We start from the raw sequence: 25,088 nt of genomic DNA on the forward strand, positions 1-25,088 counted from the left end.
TCGTCCTCATTGCCGTCGCGAACGCAAACCTCTTTGCATCCGCCGCAACGATTATGAGGAAGCGAGCGCGAGCCGTGGCAGCGCCGCGTGTGCGCTGGCCGTTGTGCCTAGGGAAAGCGTGGCTTCATCGATGCCGCGCAGTTGCGCCAGCACCTGCGCAATGCGCGCCACCTGATCGGGCGTGTTGCGCTGCTTGTAGCGCCACGCGGGCGCGATGTCGGGCGCGTCGGTTTCGAGCACGATCGCGTCGAGCGGCAGATCGGTCGCGAGCCGCCGGATCTGCAGCGCGCGCTCGAAAGTCAGGTTGCCGCCGAAACCCAGCCGCATGCCCTGCGCGATGAACGCCTCGGCCTGCTGGAAACTGCCGTTGAACGCATGCGCGATGCCCTGATGGATGTCATGCACGCGCAGGCCTTTCAGCACCTTGTCCTGCGACTTGCGCACGTGGCAGATCACCGGCAGGCCGAACTCGCGCGCCAGCTTCAGTTGCGCGTTGAAGAAGAACTGCTGGCGGGCGTCGTCGAGCGTCGGCACGAAATAATCGAGCCCGATCTCGCCGATGCCCACGAAGCGCGGATCGTCCATGCTCGCCGCGATGTCCTCGCGCAGCACGCGCAGGTCGTCGTCGGTGGCGCCCGGCGTGAACAGCGGATGAATGCCGAGCGCATACGCCCCGCCCGCGACCCGATGCGCCAGCTCGCGCACCGCGCCAAAGTTGAAGCGCCCGACACCCGGAATCACGATGCGCGCGACGTTCGCCGCGCGCGCGGTCTCGGCGACGGCGTCACGATCGGCGTCGAATTCGCCGGCATCGAGATGACAGTGCGTATCGATCCACATGACGCCCTCCTCGCACCAAAACGCTCAGACCGGCACCACCGGCTCTTCGTGCAGCACGCCGTCGCGCAGGCGGACGATGCGGTCGCAGCGCGCGGCCAGATCCGTGTCATGCGTGACGATCACGAAACTCGTCTCCAGCGTCTGCGACAGCTCCAGCATCAGGTTGAACACCGTGTCCGCGGTGCCGCTGTCGAGGTTGCCGGTGGGCTCGTCGGCGAGCACGCAGGCAGGCCGCGTGACGAGCGCGCGGGCAATCGCCACGCGCTGCCGCTCGCCGCCCGACAGCTCACCCGGCCGATGCTTCGCCCGATGCCCCACGCCCACCCGCTCCAGCATCTCCTGCGCTTCCTTGCGGGACGCCTCCTCGCTCATGCGGCGGATGCGCAGCGGCATCCCGACATTGTCGAGCGCGGTGAATTCCGGCAGCAAATGATGAAACTGATAGACGAAACCGAGCGCGCGATTGCGCAGTTCGTTGCGCTCTTTTTCCTTCAGCTCGGTGAACGGCTTGCCGAGCAGCGAGACCTTGCCGGCGCTCGGTTCGTCGAGGCCGCCGAGCACGTGCAGCAGCGTGCTCTTGCCCGAACCGGATGCGCCGACGATCGCCAGCTTCTCGCCCTTCATCACCTGCAACTGGGCGTTGTTGAGCACGGGCACGTTGAAGCCGCCCTGCACGAAGGCCTTCGAAATGGCCGATGCGTGCAGCACCACGTTGTCGGCGGGAATCAGATCACTCATAGCGCAGCGCCTCCGCCGGACGAATCTTCGCGCCGCGCCAGCTCGGATAGAGCGTCGCGAGCGACGACAACAAAAATGCGATAACGCCGATCTTCGCGACATCGCCGGGCACGAGCTCGGACGGCAGCTCGCTGATGAAATACACCGAAGACGGCAGGAACTGCACGTTGAACAGATGCTCGATCATCGGCACCAGCCACGGAATGCTCCACGCGATCAGGCAGCCGAAGGTCACGCCAAGCGCCGTGCCGATGAAACCGATCGTCACGCCCTGCACGACGAAGATCTTCATGATCGAGCCCGGTTGCGCGCCGAGCGTGCGCAGGATGGCGATGTCGGCCTGCTTGTCGGTGACGGTCATCACCAGCGACGACACCAGGTTGAACGCCGCCACCGCGATGATCAGCGTGAGGATGATGAACATCATGCGCTTCTCGATCTGCACGGCCGAGAACCAGGTCTTGTTCTGCTGCGTCCAGTCGCGGATGTAAAGATCGCCGGACAGCGTTTTCGCCAGTTCGCGCGCCACCTGCGGCGCGCGCTGCATGTCCTTCAGACGCAGCCGCACGCCGGTGGGCGCAGGCAGGCGGAACAGCGCTTCCGCGTCCTTGATCTCGATCAGCGCCAGCGTGGAGTCGTACTCGTAGTGACCGGACTCGAAGATGCCCACCACCGTGAACTGCTTGAGGCGCGGCATCATCCCGGCCGGCGTGATGGTGCCTTCGGGCGCGACCAGCGTGATCTTGTCGCCGGTCATCACGCCCAGGTTCATCGCGAGATCCTTGCCCAGCACGATGCCGAAACCGCCCGGCACGAGGTCGGTGAGCTTGCCGGCGCGCATTTCCTTGCCGATGTCCGAGACTTCCGGCTCCAGCGAAGGCTCCACGCCGCGCAGCGCGACGCCGCTGACCGCGCCCTGGCGCGTGAGCAGCGCCTGCGCCTCGACATAAGGCGCCGCGCCAATCACTTCCGGATTGCGGCGCGCTTCCTGCGCGGTGAGTTGCCAGTTGGGCATCGAACCGGACGGCGAGAAGATCTCGACGTGCGCGAGCACGGACAGCATGCGGTCGCGCACTTCCTTCTGGAAGCCGTTCATCACGGAGAGCACGACGATCAGCGCGGCGACGCCGAGCGCGATGCCCGCCATCGAAACGAGCGCGATGAACGAAATGAAGCCGTTGCCTGTGGTGCGTTTGCTGGCGCGCGTGTAGCGCCAGCCGATCTGCCATTCGTACGGAAGTTTCAAGCGAGTCCTTTTTTGCTGCTGGTCAAGCGTTGCGGCGCCCCGGAGCGGTGCCCCGATCACACCGTGTGAATACGCCCGCGCGGCCGTGGTGGATGCATGACGATCAACGCACATCCGCCCCGCAAGACGCCGATGTCACCGCCCCGCGCGTGAAATTTGCGAAAGTTTGCCATATATGAAGAAAGCGACGCACGAACCTGCATCGCGGACGAGTCGAAATCACGCCGCGCGTGGCATCGGCAAAAGCGCTTTGCCCTACAATGCCGGGCATCATGCCCGCTCACGCACGCCCCGCACTTCATCTCCTGCTGCCCTTCGCGCTGCCCTCGGCGACGGATGCCGCCACCGCCCTGCATGGCCTGGAGGGCGCGGCCCTCGACAGACTGCTGGCCCGCGCCACGCTCGAAGAACGCGTGATCGGCGAAGACTTTCAGCGCACGCTGCCGCACGAACGCTGGATCGCGCGACGTTTCGGCGCGGTCACGCCCGCCGATCAGCGCTATTCAGACGATGCCCCGCTCGCCCCCTTCATGCTGCTCGCCGACGGCGGCACGCCCGGTGATGCGTCGTGGGCCTGCATCGAGCCGGTTCATGTCCGGATCGCACACGATCATCTGGTGCTGATCGATCCGGATACGCTCGGCGTGCATACCGAGGAAGCACGCGTGCTGCTCGAACTGGCGCGCCCGGTAATCGAGGATCAGGGCCTGATGTTGCAGGCGCCGACGCCCTTGCGCTGGTACGTGTCGGGCGCGGCGCTGGGCACGCTGGCCGGCGCGGCGCCGCTGCGCGCGACGGGCCGCAACATCGAAATCTGGCTGCCGCACGAAGCCCGCACCGGCGAGCGTTCGCGCGCGTGGATGAAGCTGCAGAACGAAGTGCAGATGGCCTGGTTCGAACAGCCGCTGAACCTCGAACGCGAGTCGCGCGGCCTGCCCGCCATCAACTCCATCTGGCTGCACGCGCAAGGCGCGCTGCGTCCGGTGACGAGCCCGTTTGCACGCGTGTTCTCGGAGGCCGCCGCCACGCGCGGACTGGCGCTGGCGGCGGGCATCGAACCGTCGCGGCCGCCGGAGTCGTTCGCCGCGCTGTCGAAGGCGGACACGTCCGGCTTGACGCTCGTCGAACTCGATCCGTTCTCGGCGCCGTTCATCGAACAGGACTGGGCGCGCTGGAATGCCGCACTCAGGACGCTCGAAGAGACGTGGTTCGCGCCGGCGCTCCAGGCGCTCAGCGACGGCTCGCTCGGCCGCCTCGAACTGACGCTGTGCGGCGACACCGGTTCGGTCACGCTCACCGTCACGCGCGGCGACCTGCGCAAATTCTGGCGCCGCCGGCCGGTCGCGGCGCTGCTCATCGAATAAGGCTTCTCCGAATGACGCGAATCGTTACCCGTGCCGCCTCCCCCGCCGATGCCGAAGCGCTCGCGCGCCACGGGCTGCATCCCGTCATCGCGCGGCTGTACGCGGCGCGCGGCGTGCGTACGCCCGACGAAGTGGAAACCGAGTTCAAGCGCCTGCATCCGCCCGCCGGCCTCAAGGGTTGCGACGACGCGGCCGTCGTGCTCGCCGATGCCCTCGCCGCCGGCAAGCGCATGCTGGTCGTCGCGGACTACGACTGCGACGGCGCCACCGCCTGCGCCGTGGCCGTGCGCGGCCTGCGCATGTTCGGCGCGAACATCGACTATCTGGTGCCGAACCGCTTCGAGTATGGCTACGGACTGACGCCGGAAATCGTCGCACTGGCGGCCCGCTCGAAGTCCGGATTGCCCGAACTGCTGATCACGGTCGACAACGGCATCGCCAGCGTGGATGGCGTCGCGGCCGCGAATGCGCTCGGCATCGACGTGCTCGTGACCGATCATCACCTGCCCGGCGACGAACTCCCCGCTGCGCGCGCCATCGTCAATCCGAACCAGCCGGGCTGCGTGTTTCCGAGCAAATGCCTGGCGGGCGTCGGCGTGATGTTCTACGTACTGCTCGCGTTGCGCGCCGAATTGCGCCGCCGCGGCGCTTATCAGAATCAGGATGTGCCCGAACCGCGCCTCGACGGCCTGCTCGATCTGGTCGCGCTCGGCACCGTCGCGGATGTCGTGAAGCTCGACTGCAACAATCGCATCCTGGTTGCGCAAGGGCTCAAGCGGATCCGCTCGGGCCGCATGCAGCCCGGCGTCGCGGCGCTGTTCCGCGCCGCCGCCCGCGATGCGCGCACTGCCTCGGGTTTCGATCTCGGCTTTGCGCTCGGGCCGCGCCTGAACGCGGCGGGCCGGCTGTCGGACATGTCGCTCGGCATCGAATGCCTGACCACCGACGACATCGGCCGCGCCTGGGAACTTGCGCAGCAACTGGACGGCATGAACCGCGAGCGCCGTGAAATCGAAGCGGGCATGCAGCAGCAGGCGCTGGCCGAACTGCAAACGCTCGACTGCGGCGAGCGCGCCACCCTCACGCTCTACGATGCGAGCTGGCATCAGGGCGTGATCGGGATCGTCGCGGGGCGCCTGAAGGAGCGCTTTCACCGGCCTTCGTTCACGTTCGCCCATGCCGACGACAGCGGCGTGCTCTGCAAGGGCTCCGGCCGCTCGATCCCGGGCTTTCATTTGCGCGACGCAGTCGATCTCATCAGCAAGCGCGAGCCGGGCTTGATCCACAAGTTCGGCGGCCACGCGATGGCTGCGGGCCTCACACTCGCGACCGCCGATATCCCGCGCTTTACCGCCGCGTTCGAAGCAATCGGGCGCGAATGGCTGACCGCGGACGCGCTGGCGCGCACCGTCGAAACCGATGGCGAACTCGAGGATGCGTACTTCACGCCGCAGTTCGTCGAGATGCTCGACGCCGCCGTCTGGGGCCAGGGCTTTCCGGCGCCCACGTTCTCCGGCGAATTCGAAGTCGCCTCGCAGGCGCTCGTGAAAGACAAGCACCTGAAGCTGTCGCTGCTGCGCGGCCGCCAGCGCTTCAACGCGATCTGGTTCAACCACGTCGATCCGCTGCCGCCGCGCGCCACCGTCGCGTACCGGCTGGTCAGTGATTCGTGGAATGGCGTCGCGCGGGTGCAGATGATCGTCGAGCACGCGGGCTGAGAGCACGCAGGCTGAAAACGGCCTCCACGGCCGGTCCGGCGCGGGAAAACGCGGTCGATCGGCTATAATTTGCTCTTTTTACGAAGCCGAAGATCGACAATGGAAGCGGAACGTCTCAACGCGATCGAAAGCCTTCTGGCTGACCTGCGCCGTCGCGCGGGCGAGCTACGGGGGTATCTTTGACTACGACGCCAAGTCCGCGCGTCTAGTCGACGTCAACAAGGAACTCGAAGATCCGAACGTCTGGAACGACTCGAAGAACGCCCAGGCGCTCGGTCGTGAAAAGAAGCTGCTCGACGGCGTCGTCTCGACGATCACCGCGCTCGACGGCGACCTGAGCGACGCCAACGAACTCTTCGAGATGGCGCGCGAGGAAGAGGACGAGGACACGCTGGTCGCGTCCGAAGCCGATGCCGACGCCCTGCGGGTACGGGTCGAGGACATGGAGTTCCGCCGGATGTTCTCCAACCCGGCCGACCCGAACAACTGCTTCATCGACATCCAGGCCGGCGCCGGCGGCACCGAGGCGTGCGACTGGGCGGCCATGCTGCTGCGCCAGTACCTGCGCTACTGCGAGCGCAAAGGCTTCAAGACTGAAGTGCTGGAAGAATCCGAAGGCGACGTCGCCGGCATCAAGAGCGCGACCATCAAGGTCGAGGGCGAATACGCCTACGGCTATCTGCGCACGGAAACCGGCATTCACCGGCTGGTGCGCAAGTCGCCGTTCGATTCGTCGGGCGGACGGCATACGTCGTTCTCGTCGGTGTTCGTGTATCCGGAAATCGACGATTCCATCGAGATCGAGATCAATCCCGCCGACATCCGCACGGACACGTATCGGGCGTCGGGCGCGGGTGGCCAGCACATCAACAAGACCGACTCCGCCGTGCGTCTTACGCATGCGCCGACCGGCATCGTCGTGCAGTGCCAGAACGACCGCTCGCAGCACCGCAACCGCGCGGAAGCCATGCAGATGCTGAAGGCGCGTCTCTATGAGTTCGAGATGCGCAAGCGCCAGGCCGAACAGGACAAGCTCGAATCGAGCAAGACCGACGTGGGCTGGGGCCATCAGATCCGCTCCTACGTGCTCGACCAGAGCCGCGTGAAGGACCTGCGCACGAGCGTCGAAATGAGCAACACGCGCGCCGTGCTCGACGGCGACCTCGACGACTTCATCAGCGCGAGCCTGAAACAGGGCGTCTGACCTGCCCGGACGGCGCGGCCTTCTGGCCGCGCCGGGTTCGTTTCACTGCGCCGCGCCTTTGCCTCATACACAAGCCACACCATCATGACCGAACCGACTCAACCGGGCGTCGCTCCCGAACTGGAAGAAAACCAGATCATGGCCGAGCGGCGCGAGAAACTGCGCGCGCTACGCGAGCAGGGCGTCGCCTATCCGAACGACTTCCGCCCGACGCACCAGGCCGCTGCGCTGCAAGCCAGCTACGCCGACACCGACAAGGACGCGCTCGAAGCGAATCCCCTGCCCGTCGCGCTGGCCGGACGGATGATGCTCAAGCGCGTGATGGGCAAGGCGAGCTTTGCCACGGTTCAGGACGGCAGCGGCCAGATCCAGTTCTTCGTGACGCCCGCCGACGTCGGCGCCGAGACCTACGACGCCTTCAAGAAGTGGGACCTGGGCGACATCATCGCCGCGCAGGGCGTGCTGTTCCGCACCAACAAGGGCGAATTGTCGGTGCGCTGCACGGAGTTGCGCTTGCTGTCGAAGGCCCTGCGTCCGCTGCCGGACAAGTTCCATGGCCTCGCCGACCAGGAAACGCGCTATCGTCAGCGTTATGTGGACCTGATCGTCACGCCGGAATCGCGCCAGACCTTCATGGCGCGTACCAAGGCCGTCACGTCGATCCGCAATTTCATGGCGCAGGCCAACTTCATGGAAGTCGAAACGCCGATGCTGCACCCGATTCCGGGCGGCGCGGCGGCCAAGCCCTTCGTCACGCATCACAACGCGCTTGACATGCAGATGTTCCTGCGCATCGCGCCGGAGCTGTATCTGAAGCGGCTGATCGTCGGCGGCTTCGAACGCGTGTTCGAGATCAACCGTAACTTCCGGAACGAAGGCGTGTCGCCGCGTCACAATCCGGAATTCACGATGATGGAGTTCTACGCAGCGTTCACGGATTACCGCTGGCTGATGGACTTCACCGAACAGCTGATCCGCCAGGCGGCCATCGACGCGCTCGGCACCGCGACCATCACCTATCAAGGGCGCGAACTGGATCTGGCCAAGCCGTTCCATCGGCTGACGATCAGCCAGGCTATTCAGAAGTACGCGCCGCAGTACACCGACGCGCAGTTGTCGGACGGCGCGTTCCTGCGTACGGAGCTGAAGAAGTTCGGCGTCGATCCGAATCAGCCTGCCTTCCTGAACGCCGGAGTGGGTTCGCTGCAACTCGCGCTGTTCGAAGAGACGGCGGAATCGCAATTGTGGGAACCGACTTATATCGTCGATTACCCGATCGAAGTGTCGCCGCTTGCGCGCGCATCGGATTCTGTGCCGGGCATCACCGAGCGGTTCGAGCTGTTCATCACAGGGCGTGAAATCGCGAATGGTTTTTCGGAGCTGAACGATCCGGAAGACCAGGCCGCGCGCTTCCAGAAGCAGGTCGACCAAAAGGATGCCGGCGACGAGGAAGCCATGTACTTCGACGCCGATTACATCCGCGCGCTCGAATACGGCATGCCGCCGACAGGCGGTTGCGGCATCGGCATCGACCGTCTGGTCATGCTGCTCACCGACAGCCCCAGCATTCGTGACGTGATCCTGTTTCCGCATCTGCGTCGCGAAGACTGATTCTCTTTGCTTTTGTGGTCGCGAAGCGCGCCCCTTGCGGGCGCGCTTTTTTTCGTCTGAACGCTTTTTCTGTTACTGCGGGTAAAAGTTTCAAGGCACTGTCCCGAGCTGTCCTTTTGCTGAAGGCCTTTCAGGCTGGCATCGGTTGTGCTTTTCTTCACGCCGTGCGATTCCGGGAAATTGTTACAACCCGAAAAAGCGAAAAATCCGGGTTTGCCCGACAATCAGCCGTAACAGTCGGCTCTGGCCGCGACACTTCGCCTCGAGAGGAGGTTCAGAAAATGGATAACGGGACCAATAAACTCAGCACCTCGCCCGCTTCGAGCGGCGCGCAGCCGCAGCAGCGGCGTTTGCATCCGCTTGTCGCGACGGCAGCGGGCGCGGTGATCGTCGCCAGCCTCGTGGCCACGGCGGCCATGACGGGACTCTTCCCGAAGGCAAGCAGCAACTCGGCGCAGAATCCGCAAACGCAAACGGCTGCGGTCGCGCAGCAGCCTGTGGTCGATTCGGCCGCGCCCAGCCCGGCGCAGCAATCGGCCGCAGCGCAGCAGCAGGCTGCTCAGCAGCAGGCCGCTCAGCAAGCAGCGCAGCAGCAGGCCGCGCAACAAGCCGCCCAGCAGCAAGCGGCTCAACAGGCCGCCCAGCAACAACCACAGCCTGCTCAACCCTCCTACGCGCAGCAACCGCCGCAACATCCGGCCTATTGCTCGACTTGCGGCACCGTCGAAGCCATCTCGGCGGTCAAGCACGAAGGCCATGGTACGGGGATTGGCGCAGTCGGCGGCGCGGTGGCAGGTGGCGTGGTCGGCAACCAGTTCGGACGCGGCGGCGGACGTACCGCGATGACCCTGCTCGGCGCGCTCGGCGGCGGTCTTGCCGGCAACTCGGTCGAGAAGCACGTCCGCAGCGATACCGATTATTCGGTCCGCGTGCGCATGGAGAACGGCCACACGCGCTACTTCACCTACAAGAACGCGCCGCCGTTTGGCCAGGGTCAGCGCGTGCGAGTCGAGAACGGCACGCTGGTCGCGGGTTGATCCGCGCCACGCGGGCGTGAAAAAAGGCGATGGACTATGGGTCCATCGCCTTTTTCGCATTTGGCGCCCTCACGTTCGGTACACAGCGGCCAGCGCCTCTTCTACACACTGCGCGACCGTCCAATGCGCAGTGTCGAGCCGCAGCGGCGGCGGATCCCACGCTTCGTAGTCGCGCTTAACGACTTGATCCCAGGTCGGCAGCTTGAGGCCGGGCACGGTCGCGACGCGCGTTTCCACTCGGCACCGATGCAGCGCCACGTCCGAGCACACAACCTCGATGTCGAGACACGTCGCGCCAGCCTGCCGCGCGACCTCCCGATACGCATCGCGCGTGAGGTTCAGCGGATTCACCGAATCGACGATCACCGTCAGTCCTGCGCGCAGGTTATCGGCCGCGATCCGGCAAGCGGCGACGTAGCCCGCCGGTCCGATATCGGCGCCATTCGGCAGACCACCCGAGTCGCGGATCGCCTGCTCGATGGAATCGATCCGCACGTACACCGCGCGAAGCCGCTTCGCGAGCTCCGCGGCGATCGTGCTCTTCCCTGCCCCCGGCAAGCCGGCAAACACGATCAGCACGGCGTCAATGATCCCGCTGCGAACTGCGTGCCGGGTTCGGCCGGCCACGCATTGCGAGATACCCCCACCAGATATAGCCCGAGAGGCCATACAACACGAACAGGCAGAACAACATCACCGGCGGGTCCGACGACACCAGCACGAACGCCACCACCACCAGCAGCACGCCGGCGAACGGCACGCGATAGCGCACGTCGAGCGCCTTGCCGCTATAGAACGGCGCATTCGACACCATGGTGACGCCTGCGTAGATGGTGAGCGCGAACGCCACCCACGGCAGCCACACGAGCTTGAGCGGTACGCGGTTATCGGTGGCGAGCCACACGAAGCCGGCAATCAGCGCCGCCGCCGCCGGCGAAGGCAAGCCCTGAAAAAAGCGCTTGTCGACGACGCCGACATTCGTATTGAAGCGCGCGAGCCGCAGCGCCGCGCCCGAGCAATACACGAATGCTGCGAGCCAGCCCCAGCGGCCCAGGTCCTTCAGCACCCATTCGTACATCACGAGCGCCGGCGCGACGCCGAACGACACCATGTCCGAAAGACTGTCGAACTGTTCGCCGAACGCGCTCTGCGTGTGCGTCATGCGGGCGACGCGTCCATCCATGCCGTCGAGCACCATCGCGACAAAAATGGCGATGGCCGCGATCTCGAAGCGCACGTTCATCGCCTGCACGACGGCAAAGAAGCCGCAGAACAGCGCGGCCGTGGTGAAAGCGTTCGGCAACAGATAGATGCCGCGCTTCTTGAGGAATTGCTGCCGCTTGGCGCGGCGCGTTTCGACCGCGCCCACGTCCTGCACGGCCTTGTTGCGGCGGAACGCGCGCGGCGAAGCGCCGGACACGCGATTACGGCGTGGTTTGAATGCCGCCATGGAACCTCCGCGTTATTCCGCGAACTCGGCGAGAATCGTCGACGAGGCCGAAACCTTTTCGCCAATCGACACGCGCGGACGGCTTCCCACCGGCAGATAGACATCGACCCGCGAGCCGAAGCGGATAAAACCGTAGCGCTGACCGCGCGTGAGCGGCTCGCCGACATGCACGTAGCACAGGATGCGCCGCGCGATGAGACCGGCGATCTGCACCGACGTCACCGTGTGACCGGCAGCCGTCTGCAGCACGACGGCATTGCGCTCGTTCTCGGTGGATGCCTTGTCCACCGCCGCGTTCAGATACGCGCCCGGGAAGTACTGCACCTTGGTGATCGCGCCATCCACCGGCGAACGCTGCGAGTGCACGTTGAACACGTTCATGAACACGCTGATCTTGAGCGCTTCGCGGCCGGCATACGGATCGTGCGTGGTTTCCACGGCGACGATGCGGCCATCGGCCGGGCACAGCACGGCGTTGGCCTGCGAGGGAATGGGACGCGCCGGATCGCGGAAGAACTGGACGACGAAAATCACGATCAGCCAGAAGATCCAGGCGAAGCCCAGGCCGCCCATCGCCTGCACGAGGATGGCGACGACAGCCGCGATGGCGATGAACGGCCAGCCTTCGCGGGCGATGATCGGATGAGGATAGTTCATGAACGGGTTCTGTGTTTTTTAAAACCGTAGGATAACAAAAGCCGCCCGGCGCCAAGGGCGTCCGGACGGCTTTTGATGCAGCAAGAAGCGTGACTGGCGAAAGACCTTAGTTCTTCGACTGGTCGACCAGCTTGTTCTTCGCGATCCACGGCATCATCGCGCGCAGCTTTGCACCGACCTGCTCGATCTGGTGCTCGGCCGTGATGCGGCGGCGCGATTGCAGCGTCGGCGCGCCGGCGCGGTTCTCGATGATGAAGCTCTTCGCGTACTCGCCGGTCTGGATGTCCTTCAGGACTTCCTTCATCACCTTCTTCGTGTCTTCGGTGATGATGCGCGGACCCGTCACGTACTCGCCGTATTCGGCGTTGTTCGAGATCGAGTAGTTCATGTTCGCGATGCCGCCTTCATAGATCAGGTCGACGATCAGCTTCAGTTCGTGCAGGCACTCGAAGTACGCCATTTCCGGCGCGTAGCCGGCTTCCACCAGCGTTTCGAAACCGGCCTTGATGAGGTCGACCGTACCGCCGCACAGCACCGCTTGCTCACCGAACAGATCGGTTTCGGTCTCTTCACGGAAGTTCGTTTCGATGATGCCCGCACGGCCGCCGCCGTTGGCCGCCGCATACGACAGCGCGACGTCGCGTGCCGAACCCGACTTGTCCTGTGCCACGGCGATCAGGTGCGGCACGCCGCCACCTTGCTGGTACGTGCCGCGCACGGTGTGGCCCGGGGCCTTCGGCGCGATCATGATGACGTCGAGGTCCGCGCGCGGGATCACCTGGCCGTAGTGCACGTTGAAGCCGTGCGCGAAGGCCAGCGCTGCGCCTTGCTTGGCGTTGGCGTGCACTTCGTTCTTGTACACCTCGGCGATCTGCTCGTCGGGCAGGAGCATCATGACGACGTCCGCGCCCTTCACGGCTTCGCCCACTTCCTTCACCTTGAGGCCGGCGTTCTCGGCCTTGCTCCACGATGCGCCGCCCTTGCGCAGGCCGACCGTCACGTTCACGCCGCTTTCCTTCAGGTTCAGCGCGTGTGCATGGCCTTGCGAGCCATAACCGATGATGGTGACTTGCTTGCCCTTGATGAGGGAGAGGTCGGCGTCCTTGTCGTAGAAAACTTTCATGGTGGTTCCTTGAGTCCTGATGATGCGTTGAAATAGGTTGCGCTACGTGTGCTGCTGAAGAGATGAACCGCGCCGCTACACCCGCCGTTACACCTTGAGGATGCGCTCGCCCCGGCCGATGCCGGAGCTGCCCGTGCGAACCGTTTCGAGGATCGCCGTGGCGTCGAGCGCCTGGATGAACGCGTCGAGCTTGTCGGACGCGCCGGTCAGTTCCATCGTGTAGGTCTTCTCGGTCACGTCGATGATGCGGCCGCGGAAAATGTCCGCCATGCGCTTCATCTCTTCGCGTTCCTTGCCGACCGCCCTGACCTTGATGAGCATCAGCTCGCGCTCGATGTGGGCGCCCTCTGTCAGGTCGACCACTTTCACCACCTCGATCAGGCGGTTCAGGTGCTTCGTGATTTGTTCGATCACGTCGTCCGAGCCAATCGAGACGATGGTCAGCCGCGACAGCGAGCTGTCTTCGGTCGGCGCCACCGTCAGCGTTTCGATGTTATAGCCGCGTGCCGAAAACAGCCCCACGACGCGCGATAACGCGCCCGGTTCGTTTTCCAGCAAAACGGAGATGATGTGTTTCATGTTCATGTTTCCCGATGTGTTTCCAGAATGGCGCCTGCCCGAAAAACCCGCGCGCCGCGCATGTCCTTTGTGAAGACAGGCGCGCACGAGCCTCGCGAGACAAACCCGCGTTAGAGATCCTCAGACCCGAGCAGCATTTCCGTGATGCCTTTGCCTGCCTGCACCATCGGGAATACGTTTTCGGTGGGATCGGTCTGGAAGTCGAGAAATACAGTGCGATCCTTGAGACGCAGTGCTTCCTTCAGCGCCGGCTCGACGTCCGCGGTCTTTTCGACGCGGATGCCGACGTGGCCGAACGCTTCGGCAAGCTTCACGAAGTCAGGCAGCGCGTCCATGTACGAACTGGAATAGCGCTTCTTGTATTCGATCTGCTGCCACTGGCGCACCATGCCGAGATAGCGGTTGTTCAGCGAGATGATCTTGACGGGCGTGTTGTACTGCTTGCACGTCGAGAGCTCCTGGATGCACATCTGGATGGAGCCTTCGCCGGTGATGCAGACCACTTCGTCGTCCGGATAGGCCATCTTCACGCCCATCGCCGCCGGCAGGCCGAAGCCCATCGTGCCCAGGCCGCCCGAGTTGATCCAGCGGCGCGGCTTGTTGAACGGATAGAACTGCGCGGCCCACATCTGATGCTGGCCGACGTCCGAGCACACGAAGGCGTTGCCGTCGGTGAGTTCCCAGAGCTTTTCGACCACGTATTGCGGCTTGATGATCTCGCTCTTGCGGTCGTAGGCCAGGCAATCCTTCGCGCGCCAGCCTTCGATCTCGTCCCACCACGACTTGAGCGCGGCGGTGTCCGGGCCGTGCTCCGCGTGCTGCAACTGCTCGATGAGATCCTTCAGCACTTCCTTCACGTCGCCGACGATGGGAATGTCCACCTTCACGCGCTTCGAAATGGAGGAAGGATCGACGTCGATATGGATGATCTTGCGCGGCGACGAGGCGAAATGCTTCGGGTCGCCGATCACGCGGTCGTCGAAGCGCGCGCCGATGGCGATCAGCACGTCGCAGTTCTGCATCGCCATGTTGGCTTCGTACGTGCCGTGCATGCCGAGCATGCCGAGGAACTTCTTGTCCGAGGCACGATAGCCGCCGAGGCCCATCAGCGTGTTGGTGACGGGGTAGCCCAGCAGGTCGGCGAACTGGTTCAGTTCGCGCGCCGCGTCGGCCAGGATGATGCCGCCGCCGGTGTAGATGTACGGACGCTTCGCCGACAGCAGCAACTGCACCGCTTTGCGAATCTGGCCGGAATGGCCCTTGGTGACCGGATTGTACGAACGCAGCGACACGCTCTTGACCGGCTCGTACTTGCACGGCGCTTTCGACACGTCCTTCGGAATGTCGATCAGCACCGGGCCGGGACGGCCGGTACGGGCAATGTAGAAGGCTTTCTTGACGGTTTCCGCCAGGTCGCGCACGTCCTTCACGAGGAAGTTGTGCTTCACGCACGGACGCGTGATGCCGACGGTGTCGCATTCCTGGAAAGCGTCGAGGCCGATGGCCGCGGTGGGCACCTGGCCGCTGATGACGACGAGCGGAATGGAATCCATGTAGGCCGTGGCGATGCCGGTGACGGCATTGGTGACGCCCGGGCCGGAAGTCACGAGACACACGCCTACTTTGCCGGTGGAACGCGAATACGCGTCGGCGGCATGGACGGCGGCCTGCTCGTGGCGCACGAGGATGTGCTGGATCTGGTCCTGCTTGTACAGCTCGTCGTAGATGTAGAGTACCGAGCCGCCGGGATAGCCCCAGATGAATTCGACGTTTTCATCGGCCAGGGCGCGCATGAGCACGGTGCCGCCGATGGAGTCAGCTTCTGGAGAGGGGGTCGTATCCGACGTGGAGAATTCCGCGCTGGGCATGTTCATTCATCACCTTTCGAATTTTCGGCAAAAAATTGATCGGGTGCTCTCTGCCGGGCTTATGGCTCGGGTTCAAGCGGCGCGTCTAGGTTTGACAGGCGTGCTTCTTGGGCTCGCCTCAAAGCAGACATTTCACTGGATGATGCGAGTCAGAAAATGTAACAGCGGCGCAACGGGCGGGTCAAGTAAAAAGTTTCCATTCTGGCCGCGCGCTGGCCAGAATCTTTCAAGCCTGTCGCATATGTCCGCTTATCGTGCCGCAATCGGCGCGCTGGCCACTGTTCCCGCCGCACGCGCAAACCACCGGTCGAGCGTCAAGAACCGCAACAAAACATCCCGAAACCGCCGAATTGCACGAAACTTTGCTAGGATTCGCAGGTTTTCCCAGAACTCCACGATCCCTCACCGACGCAATCCTGACGCAACTTCGAACGCAGATTCGTTGCGCCGGGTCCCAACGGATGGCCTCAGACAAGGAACTCGCCGACTTCCTGGCGGGCGTCGAAAGACGCGCGTTCAAGCAGACCGTGTACACCGTTCGCGATGACGACGCGGCGCTGGACGTCGTCCAGGAAGCGATGATCAAGCTGGCCGAAAAGTACGGCGACCGGCCACCCTCCGAGCTTCCGCTTTTATTCCAGCGTATTCTCCAGAATGCGACGCACGATCATTTTCGTCGCCAGAAGGTGCGCAACACCTGGATCAGCCTGTTTTCGTCCTTCGGCAACGCCGACGACGACGAATTCGACCCGCTCGAAACCTTCGAATCCGGAGACGGCGCGGTCGGCAGCGAAAGCAGCGAGAACCAGCTGGAGCGCGAGCAGGTCCTCAATCTGATCGACGCCGAAATCCAGAAACTGCCCGCACGTCAACGAGAAGCTTTTCTCATGCGTTACTGGGAGGATATGGATGTCGCCGAGACGGCCGCCGCGATGGGTTGCTCCGAGGGCAGCGTGAAGACACATTGCTCCCGCGCTACGCACGCTCTCGCTCAAGCCCTGAAAGCCAAAGGGATCACGCTATGAGTTCCGCACTTGAAACGAAGGAAAACGAGTTCGCGCTGAAGATCGCCCGCGCGCTCGACGAAAACACCGCCAGCCTTCCCGCTGCCACCGTCGACCGGTTGCGGGACGCCCGCCGCGCGGCAATCGCCCGCAAGAAGCCCGAGAAGGTGGCGGTGGCCGTCAGCGCGCCCGCGTTCACGCCGGCCTTCGCCAGCGCGGGCGCTACGTTCACCACGGGCGGCTCCGGCGAGGAACCGCCCGCGCGTGGCCTGTTCGCGCGGCTGGGCGGTCTCGGGCTTGCGTGGCCGCTGGCGGCCCTGATCATCGGCATCGCCGGCATCGCGTACTGGGAAGACCAGCAGCGCCGCGCCGAACTGGCCGAGATCGACGCCGCCATGATGAGCGACAGCCTGCCCATCGACGCCTATCTGGACCACGGCTTCAACGCGTATCTGACGCGCAATCACTAAGCACTGAACCAAGCAGCACTGAACCAAGCAGCACTGAACCAAGCGGGGGAATTTTCGGGTGAGTTACAAGCGCGGTCTCGCGATTGTCTTTGGTTGCGCGATTGCGGGACTGGTCGCGTTCGCCGCAACCTATCCGCGCTTCTACTCCGCCACTCCCGCCGCGCCTTCGGCTGCGGCCGCGCCGGCCGGCGGTTCGGCCACGTCGCCGGATGGCAGCGCCGCTGCGGCTGCCTCCACGAGCCCGCTTTCCTGGAATCATCTGACCGACGCCCAGCGCGTCGCGCTCGCGCCGTTCGCCACGCAGTGGGATTCCTTCTCCGACGAACGCAAGCAGAAGTGGCTCAAGATCGCCTCGCGGTTTCATCGCATGTCGCCGGATGCGCAGAAGCATCTGCATCAGCGCATGGAAGAGTGGGTGCGACTCACGCCCGACCAGCGCAAGGTCGCGCGCGAGAACTACCAGGTGTCGAAATCGGTGCCGCTGGAGAAGCGCGAGAAGGCCTGGGATGCTTACCAGAAGCTGTCCGAGGAGCAGAAGAAAAAGCTGGCGGCGACCGAGCGCACGCGCCGCGGCAACGTCGTCTCCGCGCCGCCCACCGGCAAGACCGAAGTGAAGGACATCAACCGGATCGTCACCGCGCGCGAGCAGGGTCATGCCGGCGCGCACGCGGAAGGCGGTTCGGGTGCGGCGCCCGGCATGGCGGCGCCCGCGTCCGGCGCGCCGGTTCAGCCGGCCATTCCGAATGCCGCGAGCATCGTGCCGGCCACGCCGATTCCGGTATCGCCACAACAGGCGCCCTCGATGTACAACGGCTCGTGAGCGGCTCGTGAGCGCCCCGCCCGTGATCCCCGCCGCCGACCCGCTGCGCGCGCCCACGCTGCGCCGCCGGCTCGCCACGATGCTCTACGAGAGCGTCATCCTGTTCGGCGTGGTGTTCATCGCCGGCTATCTGTTCAGCACACTCACGCAGCAACGCAACGGCCTCACGCATCACAACTGGCTGATGGCGTGGATCGGCATCGTGCTCGCCGCGTATTTCGTGTACTTCTGGACCCACGGCGGCCAGACGCTGCCAATGAAAACCTGGCGTCTCAAGCTCGTCGATACGCGCGGTCAGCCTCTTCGGCCCGCGCGCGCATTCGTGCGCTATGTGCTCGCGTGGCTCTGGTTCCTGCCGCCGCTCGCGCTGCATCCGCTCTTCTCCCTCGCCGTGCCCCAGACGCTCGCCGTCTTCGCCGCGTGGATCGTGCTGTGGGCCGCCGCCGTGCGCCTCGATCCGGCGCGTCAGTTCCTGCACGACCGGCTCGCCGGCACCCGCATCGTCACGGCCCAGGCGGCTGTCAAGTAATAAGAACTTCTCGTGACTGTCACGGCTCGGTCATGGCCGCATGGCGCAATGCGCATACCGAAACCCGATGCGCGAGCCAATGGCCTACACCTCGTCTGTCCGCCCGGCAATCGATCCGCCTGTTGAACTGACATCGTCTCCTTTTCGCTTCGGCAACGGCGAGCTGCGCGCCGGGCCCACCCTGCGCTCCGAATCCACCGACTCACCGCCCTCCGCATCATCGGGCGCGTCGTCGAGCCCGGTCGATCCGCGTCTCGCGTCTTCCCGTCACGATGACGACGACGACTCCACCGACGCGCCCCAACGCTATCGCACCATCTGGCTGTCGGACATCCATCTGGGTTCGGGCGGCTGCCAGGCGCCCTATCTCCTCGACTTCCTCCGTCATCACGAGTCGGAGTACCTGTACCTGGTCGGCGACATCATCGACGGCTGGCAGTTGCGCAAGGGCTGGTTCTGGCCGCAGGCGCACAACGACGTCGTGCAGAAGATCCTGCGCAAGGCGCGCAAGGGCACCCAGGTCATCTATATCCCCGGCAATCACGACGAAGCCGCGCGCCAGTTCTGCGACCTCGCGTTCGGCGACATTCACGTGCGCGGCGAAGCGTTCCACACGACGCTCGCCGGCAAGCGCCTGTGGATCGTTCACGGCGATCTCTTCGACGGCGTGATCCAGCATGCGAAGTGGCTCGCCTATCTCGGCGACACCGCCTACACGATGATCCTGCTCCTGAACCGCTGGTTCAATCGCGTGCGCACGAAACTCGGCTTCAATTACTGGTCGCTGTCGCAATACCTGAAACACCAGGTGAAGAACGCCGTCAACTTCATCTCCCAGTTCGAAAAAGTGATGACCGACGAAGCGCGCCGCCGCGGCTGCGACGGCGTCGTCTGCGGACACATCCACAAGGCCGAGATTCGCGACATCGACGGCGTCCTGTACTGCAACGACGGCGACTGGGTCGAGAGCCTGTCGGCGCTCGTCGAGACTTACGACGGTGAACTGAAGATCGTCTACTGGACCGTCATGCGCTCGCCTTCGCAACGCGCCACGCGGGCGCGCGCGACGGTCTGAACACTGCGCCGAAACCTTCAAGCGACACCAACCCAGGGCCGAACCGATGAAAATCATGATCGTTACCGACGCATGGCAGCCGCAGGTCAACGGCGTCGTGCGCACGCTCACGCAGACGACGAAGGAACTCACCGCGCTGGGACATCGCGTGGAGTTGCTCACGCCGCTCGAATTCCGGACGATTCCCTGCCCCACGTACCCTGAAATCCGCCTCTCGCTGATGCCGGGCCGCCGCGTCGCGGAGCGCATCGACGCGTTCGAGCCGGACGCGCTGCACATCGCGACGGAAGGCCCGCTCGGTCTCGCCGCGCGCGCCTATGCGAAGCGTCACAAGCTGCCCTTCACGACCGCTTACCACACCCGTTTCCCCGAGTACGTGAAAGCGCGCTTCGGCATTCCGCTGGCGCTGACGTATCGCTTCCTGCACTGGTTCCACAAGCCGTCGCAGGCGGTCATGGCGCCCACGCCGGTGGTGCGCAGCGACCTCGAACACTACGGCTTCACGAACGTGGTGCTGTGGACGCGTGGCGTGGATCTCGAGATCTTCCAGCCGATGGATTCGAAGGTCCTCAACACCGCGCGGCCGATCTTCCTGTATGTCGGACGCGTGGCGGTGGAGAAGAACGTCGAGGCCTTTCTCAAGCTCGACCTGCCCGGTTCGAAGTGGGTGGCGGGCGAAGGTCCGGCGCTCGCCGAACTGAAGTCGAAGTACACCAACGTGAACTATCTCGGCGTGCTGTCGCAGACGGAACTGGCGAAGGTCTACGCCGCCGCCGACGTCTTCGTGTTCCCGAGCCGCACCGATACCTTCGGCCTCGTGCTGCTCGAAGCGATGGCCTGCGGCACGCCGGTCGCGGCCTATCCGGTGACGGGTCCGATCGACGTGCTCGGCACGGAAGGTCCGGGCGCGCTGAACGACGACCTGCGCGAAGCCTGTTTGCAGGCGCTGAAGATCGAGCGTAGCGATGCGCGCGCGTGGGCCGAGCGCTTCTCATGGCGCGCGGCGTCGGAGCAGTTCGCCTCGCATCTGCGTCATTTCGGACCGCGCGCGACCTCCGAGCAGGCGGCCGCATGACGCGACGCGCGGCGCCGCGGGAACATGCTGAAGCCAACGCGTCCGCGCGCGATCCGTTCGACGACGAGATCGACGATGACCCGGACGACACGTTGAACCCGGTCAACGGCGTGAACGGCGTGAATGGTGCAAGCGCACCGACCCGCGAACCCCTGAGCCCCGACGACCTGCCCTTCAACCCGTACAAGGGCAATCGCGGCGTGACGCGCGCGTGGCACGCGATGAAAAACTCGCTGTACGGCTTCCAGGTCGCGATTCGCGAGGAGAGCGCGTTCCGCCAGGAACTGACGCTCGCCGCGATCCTGTTGCCGTGCAGCCTGTTCGTGCCGGTCGCGCCGGTGGAACGCGCGGGGCTGATCGCCTCGGTGTTGCTCGTGCTGATCGTCGAGTTGCTCAATTCGAGCGTCGAGGCGGCCATCGACCGCATCTCGCTCGAACGTCACGAACTCTCGAAGCGCGCGAAGGATCTCGGCAGCGCGGCCGTGATGGTCGCGCTCGGCACCTGCCTGATCACCTGGGGGCTGATTCTCTGGCCGCTTGCATCCGCGTGGTTCGCGCGTATCGTGTAACGGAGGGACTGCCGTGCGGCGTACGGCCGATGCGCCCGAACGGCCGGTTTATAATCGTCCGACATTCTCAGTAACAGCAACGGAAGCCGCGCGCGAATGCTCATTCCGAGCCGCGGGCCCGATGCCAAGGTCGGACGACATGGAAGCCAAACCACCCCGCCGCACGCGCGAACGGATACTCGAGCTGTCGCTGAAACTGTTCAACGATATCGGCGAGCCGAACGTCACCACGACGACGATCGCCGAGGAGATGGAAATCAGTCCGGGCAACCTGTACTACCATTTCCGCAATAAAGACGACATCATCAACAGCATCTTCGCGCAGTTCGAGCAGCAGATTCAGAAGCGGCTGCGCTTTCCGGACGACCATCGTCCGACCATCGACGAGATGTGGTCGTATCTGCAATACATGGCGGACTTCCTCTGGACGTACCGCTTCCTGTATCGCGATCTCAATGACCTGCTGGCGCGCAACCGCACGCTCGAAACGCACTTCAAGCAGATCATCACGCACAAGGTGCGCTTCGCGAGCCGCTTGTGCGAAGCACTGGTCGCCGATCAGGAAATGGTCGCGACGCCCGAGGAAATCCAGGTGATCGCGACCAACATGGGCGTCATCGCCACCTACTGGCTGTCGTACCAGTACGTGATGAACCCGCGCAAGTACAACGATCAGGAAGCGATCCGCGCGGAGCTGCATCAGGCGAGCCAGCACATCATCTCGATCATGGCGCCGTATCTGCGCGGCCGTTCGCGTCAACTCTTCGACGACCTCGTGTCGGGCAAGCTGCCGAAGCGCGAGTTCGCCGATTTCCGCGCGCCGCGCGACGAAACACCATCGCCGCTTCCTGCGGCGAAGAACGAAACCAAGGATTCCAGGCAATGAAAGCAGTATGTGTCTATTGCGGCTCCGCGAGCGGCGCCCGCCCCGTCTATGCCGAAGCAGCCAAGGCCTTCGGCCGGGCACTGGTGCAGAACGATCTCGCGCTCGTCTACGGCGGCGGACGCGTCGGCCTGATGGGCCTGATCGCCGATGAAGTCCTCGCCGCCGGCGGCCGCGCGGTCGGCGTGATTCCGGAATTGCTGCTCGCGAAGGAAGTGGGCCACACGGACCTGACCGAACTGCACGTCGTGCCTGACATGCACGAGCGCAAAAAGATGATGGCGGATCTCTCGGACGCGTTCGTCGCGATGCCCGGCGGCGTCGGCACCTTCGAGGAGTTCTTCGAGGTCTATACGTGGGCGCAACTGGGTTATCACCAGAAGCCGGTCGGCCTGCTCGACGTGAACGGCTACTACGATCCGCTGATGGCGATGCTGCGTCACACCGTCGAGGAAGGCTTCATGCGCGCGCCCTATCTCGACATCATCCAGGTCGCGGCTGGACCCGACGAGATGATCGCGAAGCTCGCCGCCTACACGCCGCCCGTGCATGACAAGTGGGCCCAGAAGCGCGACGCCGTCTGACTGTCTTGACCCAAGGGGAAGCCATCCGATGTCCAAAGTCATCCTGATTACCGGCGGCAGCCGCGGCATCGGCCGTGCGGCGGCGGTGCTCGCGGGCCGGCGCGGCTGGTCCGTCGGCGTGAACTATGCGTCCAACGCCGCGGCCGCCGAAGACACCGTCGCGGCAGTCGTCGCGGCGGGCGGCAAGGCGCTCGCCATCGCGGGCGATGTCAGTGACGAAGCCTCCCTCATCGCGATGTTCGACGCCACCGAGCACGCCTTCGGGCCGCTGGACGGCGTCGTGAACAATGCCGGCATCGTCGCGCCCGGTTCCGCGCTCGCGGACATGGACGTGGCGCGCATGAAGCGCATCTTCGACATCAACGTGCTCGGCGCGTATCTGTGCGCGCGTGAGGCGGCGCGGCGCATGTCGACCTCGCGCGGCGGCCGGGGCGGCTCGCTGGTGAATGTGTCGTCGGCGGCGGCACGGCTTGGCGGACCCAACGAGTATGTCGATTACGCGGGCTCCAAGGGCGCGATCGATACCTTGACGATCGGGCTCTCGAAGGAACTCGGCCGCGAAGGCGTGCGCGTGAATGCGATCCGCCCGGGTCTCATCGATACCGAAATCCACGCGAGCGGCGGCAAGCCGGATCGCGCGCATGTGCTGGGCGTGCAAACGCCGATCGGACGCGCGGGCACAGCGGAGGAAGTGGGTGAATCGATCGTCTGGCTGCTGTCGGACGAGTCGTCTTACGTGACCGGCGCGATTCTCGACGTCACCGGCGGCAGATAACGAACGGCGTTCAGAAGCCGCCGTGTGCGGCGAGCCAGGCTTCTTCCTCGGGCAACATCGCGCGCCCGAGAATGCGATTGCGATGCGGAAAGCGCCCGAAGCGCGCGATCACGTCCGCATGCCGTTGCGCCGCTTCGTGAAAGGACGAGATGCCGGTTTCGTCCATCAGTCGTTTGAACAGCCGTAGCGCTTCGTGCTGGCTCGGCATCGACTCGTCGTGCTCGAAAGGCATGTAGGCGAACGCGCGATGCCAGGCGCTCGGCAGTCGCATGTCGTCGCCTTGTGCGACCAGCGTGCGCGCCAGTGACAACGCGCGAGCATCGCCGGCGAAAGCGCGCGGCGTGTTGCGAAAGCAGTTGCGCGAGAACTGGTCGAGCAACACGATCAGCGCGAGCATCGAAAGCGGCGCGCGCTCCCATTCGCGCAGACCATCTTCATGCGCGCTCACCAGCAGTGCGCCGAAACCTTCGGTCAGTTGCGCGTCGAAGGCGCGCTTCTTCTTCCACCACAACTTGCGATCGGTGCCGAACTCGGGCGAGCCCGGCGCGCCGAACCACACGTCGAGCACCGCCTGCGCGCGCGGATCGATCTCGGCCGCCACGCTCAGACCAGTTCCAGCACGAGCCGCCGCGTGCGCGCGCTCTTCTTCTCCAGCTTCGCGATACGCAATGTGCCGATCTCGTTCGTGTTGCGCACATGCGTGCCGCCGCACGGCTGCAGGTCCACTTCGTCGATGCGCAGCAGCCGCACGCGGCCGAGGCCCATCGGCGGTTTCACGCTCATCGTGCGGACGAGTTCGGGGCGCGCGGACATTTCGTCGTCGGTGATCCATTCGGTGCGCACGTCGTGCGCGCCGCCGATCAACGCATTCAGCTTCGCTTCGACCGCTTCCCGCTCGATCGGCTCGACGGTCGCCAGATCGAGGCGCGCGTAGTCGGTCGTGATGCTGCAACCGTCCACCGGATACGGCAACACCGCGCAGATCAGATGACTCGCCGTGTGCAGGCGCATGCGCCGGTAGCGCTGCGCCCAGTCGATTTCCGCCGTCACCATGTCGCCGACCTTCAGGCCGGCCAGCGCCGCTTCCTGACCCGGTGCCGGGACGTGGATGGCGTCGTCGGGCGTGGCGCCTTCGAACTTCGCCTTGCGCGTATCCGCGATCACGATCGTCGTGCCGTCCGCAAGCTTCAGTGTGCCCGCATCGCCCGCCTGACCGCCGCCGAGCGGATAGAACACGGTTTGATCGAGCTGAATGCCCTGTTCGTCGATGGCGGTAATGCTCGCCTCGCAGTGCGTCAGATATGCGTCCTCGCGGAATAGCGCGCGTGTGCCCATGATCGTGCTTCCTTGCTGTATTCGGGGATGAGGCGCTCAAGCGCCTGCGAGCGGACATGATGCAGTACACCCGGCGCAATCGAACCGATACAAAAGCCAGCGATTCAACCGGGACGGTTGCGCATCCAGTCGGCCGTGTCGAAGAACGACGTGAGCAGCCGCTCGCGCAAAGCCTCGTCGAGGCCGATGTCTTCCATCGCCCAGGCCATGCAGCGCAGCCATTGATCGCGCTCGCCCGACGCAATCGCGAACGGCAGATGCCGCGCCCGCAGACGCGGATGTCCGAAACGGCTGATGTAGTGATCCGGTCCGCCCATCCAGCCGCACAGGAACCAGAAGGTCTTGTTGCGCGAATTGTCGAGCGTCGGCGGATGCAGCGCGCGAATGCCCGCGAACTCGGGTTCGAGGTCCATCAGGTCGTAGAAGCGGTCGACGAGCGCGCGCAGGCGCGCTTCGCCGCCGATCAGCTCGAACGCCGTCGGCTGCTGGACTTCGTCTTCAGGGGAAGGTGGGGAGGAATTGACTTCGGTCATT

27 protein-coding genes are annotated in these 25,088 nt (G+C 64.7%); 15 read left to right on the top strand and 12 right to left on the bottom strand.

Features of this window, described 5'->3' with window-relative positions:
• Window positions 1–51 precede the first annotated feature (51 nt).
• Genes QCE88_RS11200 through QCE88_RS11210 form a run of 3 tightly spaced genes read right to left on the bottom strand, consistent with a single transcriptional unit; the run spans window position 52 to window position 2,824 of the window.
• Window positions 52–840 (bottom strand): TatD family hydrolase, encoded by a 789-nt coding sequence (locus QCE88_RS11200; RefSeq protein ID WP_309901813.1) that lies wholly within the window; start codon window positions 838–840, stop codon window positions 52–54.
• A gap of 24 nt (window positions 841–864) precedes the next feature.
• Window positions 865–1,578, bottom strand: a complete 714-nt coding sequence (lolD, locus tag QCE88_RS11205) for a lipoprotein-releasing ABC transporter ATP-binding protein LolD (RefSeq protein ID WP_309901815.1) — start codon at window positions 1,576–1,578, stop codon at window positions 865–867.
• Window positions 1,571–2,824 (bottom strand): lipoprotein-releasing ABC transporter permease subunit, encoded by a 1,254-nt coding sequence (locus QCE88_RS11210; RefSeq protein WP_309808861.1) that lies wholly within the window; start codon window positions 2,822–2,824, stop codon window positions 1,571–1,573. The genes lolD and QCE88_RS11210 overlap by 8 nt, the downstream gene beginning before the upstream one ends.
• Window positions 2,825–3,084: 260 nt before the next feature.
• Here QCE88_RS11210 and QCE88_RS11215 point away from each other — a divergent pair, with 260 nt between their 5' ends.
• From QCE88_RS11215 to QCE88_RS11235, 5 genes are all read left to right on the top strand, one after another.
• Window positions 3,085–4,188, top strand: a complete 1,104-nt coding sequence (locus tag QCE88_RS11215) for a regulator (protein ID WP_309901817.1) — start codon at window positions 3,085–3,087, stop codon at window positions 4,186–4,188.
• Between the two features lie 11 nt (window positions 4,189–4,199).
• A complete protein-coding gene (gene recJ, locus QCE88_RS11220) occupies window positions 4,200–5,906 on the top strand; it encodes a single-stranded-DNA-specific exonuclease RecJ (RefSeq protein ID WP_309901819.1) in 1,707 nt (568 codons plus the stop codon).
• 99 nt (window positions 5,907–6,005) lie between these two features.
• Window positions 6,006–7,110, top strand: a protein-coding gene (prfB, locus tag QCE88_RS11225; protein ID WP_309901821.1) for a peptide chain release factor 2 whose coding sequence is annotated in 2 segments (ribosomal slippage) — window positions 6,006–6,077 and window positions 6,079–7,110 — 1,104 coding nt in all. Because the reading frame shifts where the segments join, the coding sequence is not laid out codon by codon here.
• Window positions 7,111–7,194: 84 nt separating this feature from the next.
• On the top strand, window positions 7,195–8,721 hold the full coding sequence (gene lysS, locus QCE88_RS11230) for a lysine--tRNA ligase (RefSeq protein WP_309901824.1): 1,527 nt from the start codon (window positions 7,195–7,197) through the stop codon (window positions 8,719–8,721).
• A 281-nt stretch (window positions 8,722–9,002) separates the two neighbouring features.
• The gene (locus QCE88_RS11235; protein WP_309901827.1) at window positions 9,003–9,758 is read left to right on the top strand and encodes a glycine zipper 2TM domain-containing protein; all 756 of its coding nucleotides are present in this window, start codon (window positions 9,003–9,005) and stop codon (window positions 9,756–9,758) included.
• Window positions 9,759–9,827: 69 nt separating this feature from the next.
• On the opposite strand, the gene QCE88_RS11240 is transcribed toward QCE88_RS11235, so the two are convergent.
• The 6 genes from QCE88_RS11240 to QCE88_RS11265 all read right to left on the bottom strand — a co-directional run bounded on the left by QCE88_RS11240 (window position 9,828) and on the right by QCE88_RS11265 (window position 15,441).
• Window positions 9,828–10,337, bottom strand: a complete 510-nt coding sequence (locus QCE88_RS11240; RefSeq protein WP_309901829.1) for an AAA family ATPase — start codon at window positions 10,335–10,337, stop codon at window positions 9,828–9,830.
• A 4-nt stretch (window positions 10,338–10,341) separates the two neighbouring features.
• On the bottom strand, window positions 10,342–11,208 hold the full coding sequence (gene pssA, locus QCE88_RS11245) for a CDP-diacylglycerol--serine O-phosphatidyltransferase (RefSeq protein ID WP_309901831.1): 867 nt from the start codon (window positions 11,206–11,208) through the stop codon (window positions 10,342–10,344).
• A 12-nt stretch (window positions 11,209–11,220) separates the two neighbouring features.
• Window positions 11,221–11,865 carry a phosphatidylserine decarboxylase gene (locus QCE88_RS11250; RefSeq protein ID WP_309808878.1) on the bottom strand — a complete coding sequence of 215 codons (645 nt, stop codon included), beginning with the start codon at window positions 11,863–11,865 and terminating at the stop codon, window positions 11,221–11,223.
• A gap of 106 nt (window positions 11,866–11,971) precedes the next feature.
• The gene (ilvC, locus tag QCE88_RS11255; protein ID WP_309901833.1) at window positions 11,972–12,988 is read right to left on the bottom strand and encodes a ketol-acid reductoisomerase; all 1,017 of its coding nucleotides are present in this window, start codon (window positions 12,986–12,988) and stop codon (window positions 11,972–11,974) included.
• Between the two features lie 87 nt (window positions 12,989–13,075).
• Window positions 13,076–13,567 carry an acetolactate synthase small subunit gene (gene ilvN, locus QCE88_RS11260; protein WP_008341906.1) on the bottom strand — a complete coding sequence of 164 codons (492 nt, stop codon included), beginning with the start codon at window positions 13,565–13,567 and terminating at the stop codon, window positions 13,076–13,078.
• Window positions 13,568–13,677: 110 nt separating this feature from the next.
• Entirely contained in the window at window positions 13,678–15,441 is a 1,764-nt protein-coding gene (locus tag QCE88_RS11265; RefSeq protein ID WP_309901835.1) for an acetolactate synthase 3 catalytic subunit, read from the bottom strand.
• 455 nt (window positions 15,442–15,896) lie between these two features.
• Between QCE88_RS11265 and QCE88_RS11270 the strand changes: the two genes are divergently transcribed.
• The 10 genes from QCE88_RS11270 (at window position 15,897) to QCE88_RS11315 (ending at window position 23,219) form a co-directional block, all read left to right on the top strand.
• Window positions 15,897–16,460, top strand: coding sequence for an RNA polymerase sigma factor (locus QCE88_RS11270; protein WP_309901837.1), 564 nt, complete (start codon window positions 15,897–15,899; stop codon window positions 16,458–16,460).
• Window positions 16,457–16,909, top strand: coding sequence for a DUF3619 family protein (locus QCE88_RS11275; RefSeq protein WP_309901839.1), 453 nt, complete (start codon window positions 16,457–16,459; stop codon window positions 16,907–16,909). The genes QCE88_RS11270 and QCE88_RS11275 overlap by 4 nt, the downstream gene beginning before the upstream one ends.
• A gap of 58 nt (window positions 16,910–16,967) precedes the next feature.
• Entirely contained in the window at window positions 16,968–17,729 is a 762-nt protein-coding gene (locus QCE88_RS11280) for a DUF3106 domain-containing protein (protein WP_309901842.1), read from the top strand.
• A gap of 7 nt (window positions 17,730–17,736) precedes the next feature.
• Window positions 17,737–18,258 carry an RDD family protein gene (locus QCE88_RS11285; RefSeq protein ID WP_309901844.1) on the top strand — a complete coding sequence of 174 codons (522 nt, stop codon included), beginning with the start codon at window positions 17,737–17,739 and terminating at the stop codon, window positions 18,256–18,258.
• Window positions 18,259–18,325: 67 nt separating this feature from the next.
• Window positions 18,326–19,333 carry a UDP-2,3-diacylglucosamine diphosphatase gene (locus QCE88_RS11290; protein ID WP_309901846.1) on the top strand — a complete coding sequence of 336 codons (1,008 nt, stop codon included), beginning with the start codon at window positions 18,326–18,328 and terminating at the stop codon, window positions 19,331–19,333.
• A gap of 46 nt (window positions 19,334–19,379) precedes the next feature.
• Window positions 19,380–20,408 carry a glycosyltransferase family 1 protein gene (locus tag QCE88_RS11295; RefSeq protein WP_309901848.1) on the top strand — a complete coding sequence of 343 codons (1,029 nt, stop codon included), beginning with the start codon at window positions 19,380–19,382 and terminating at the stop codon, window positions 20,406–20,408.
• Window positions 20,405–20,977: a diacylglycerol kinase gene (locus QCE88_RS11300; RefSeq protein ID WP_309901850.1), complete on the top strand. Its 573-nt coding sequence runs from the start codon at window positions 20,405–20,407 to the stop codon at window positions 20,975–20,977. Before QCE88_RS11295 ends, QCE88_RS11300 begins: the two co-directional genes overlap by 4 nt.
• A 139-nt stretch (window positions 20,978–21,116) precedes the next feature.
• Entirely contained in the window at window positions 21,117–21,863 is a 747-nt protein-coding gene (locus QCE88_RS11305) for a TetR/AcrR family transcriptional regulator (protein ID WP_309832723.1), read from the top strand.
• Complete coding sequence (locus QCE88_RS11310; protein WP_309901852.1) at window positions 21,860–22,444, top strand: TIGR00730 family Rossman fold protein; 585 nt, start codon at window positions 21,860–21,862, stop codon at window positions 22,442–22,444. The genes QCE88_RS11305 and QCE88_RS11310 overlap by 4 nt, the downstream gene beginning before the upstream one ends.
• A 28-nt stretch (window positions 22,445–22,472) precedes the next feature.
• Complete coding sequence (locus tag QCE88_RS11315; RefSeq protein ID WP_309901854.1) at window positions 22,473–23,219, top strand: SDR family oxidoreductase; 747 nt, start codon at window positions 22,473–22,475, stop codon at window positions 23,217–23,219.
• A gap of 10 nt (window positions 23,220–23,229) precedes the next feature.
• Here the strand turns inward: QCE88_RS11315 and QCE88_RS11320 are convergent, their stop codons facing one another.
• The 3 genes from QCE88_RS11320 to QCE88_RS11330 form a co-directional block, all read right to left on the bottom strand.
• On the bottom strand, window positions 23,230–23,820 hold the full coding sequence (locus tag QCE88_RS11320) for a DUF924 family protein (RefSeq protein WP_309901856.1): 591 nt from the start codon (window positions 23,818–23,820) through the stop codon (window positions 23,230–23,232).
• Between the two features lie 2 nt (window positions 23,821–23,822).
• Entirely contained in the window at window positions 23,823–24,554 is a 732-nt protein-coding gene (locus tag QCE88_RS11325; RefSeq protein ID WP_309901858.1) for an alanyl-tRNA editing protein, read from the bottom strand.
• A gap of 104 nt (window positions 24,555–24,658) precedes the next feature.
• Window positions 24,659–25,087 (bottom strand): group II truncated hemoglobin, encoded by a 429-nt coding sequence (locus QCE88_RS11330; protein WP_309901860.1) that lies wholly within the window; start codon window positions 25,085–25,087, stop codon window positions 24,659–24,661.
• Between the last annotated feature and the right edge of the window lies 1 nt (window position 25,088).

Source organism: Caballeronia sp. LZ035, assembly GCF_031451175.1.
GTDB lineage: Bacteria > Pseudomonadota > Gammaproteobacteria > Burkholderiales > Burkholderiaceae > Caballeronia.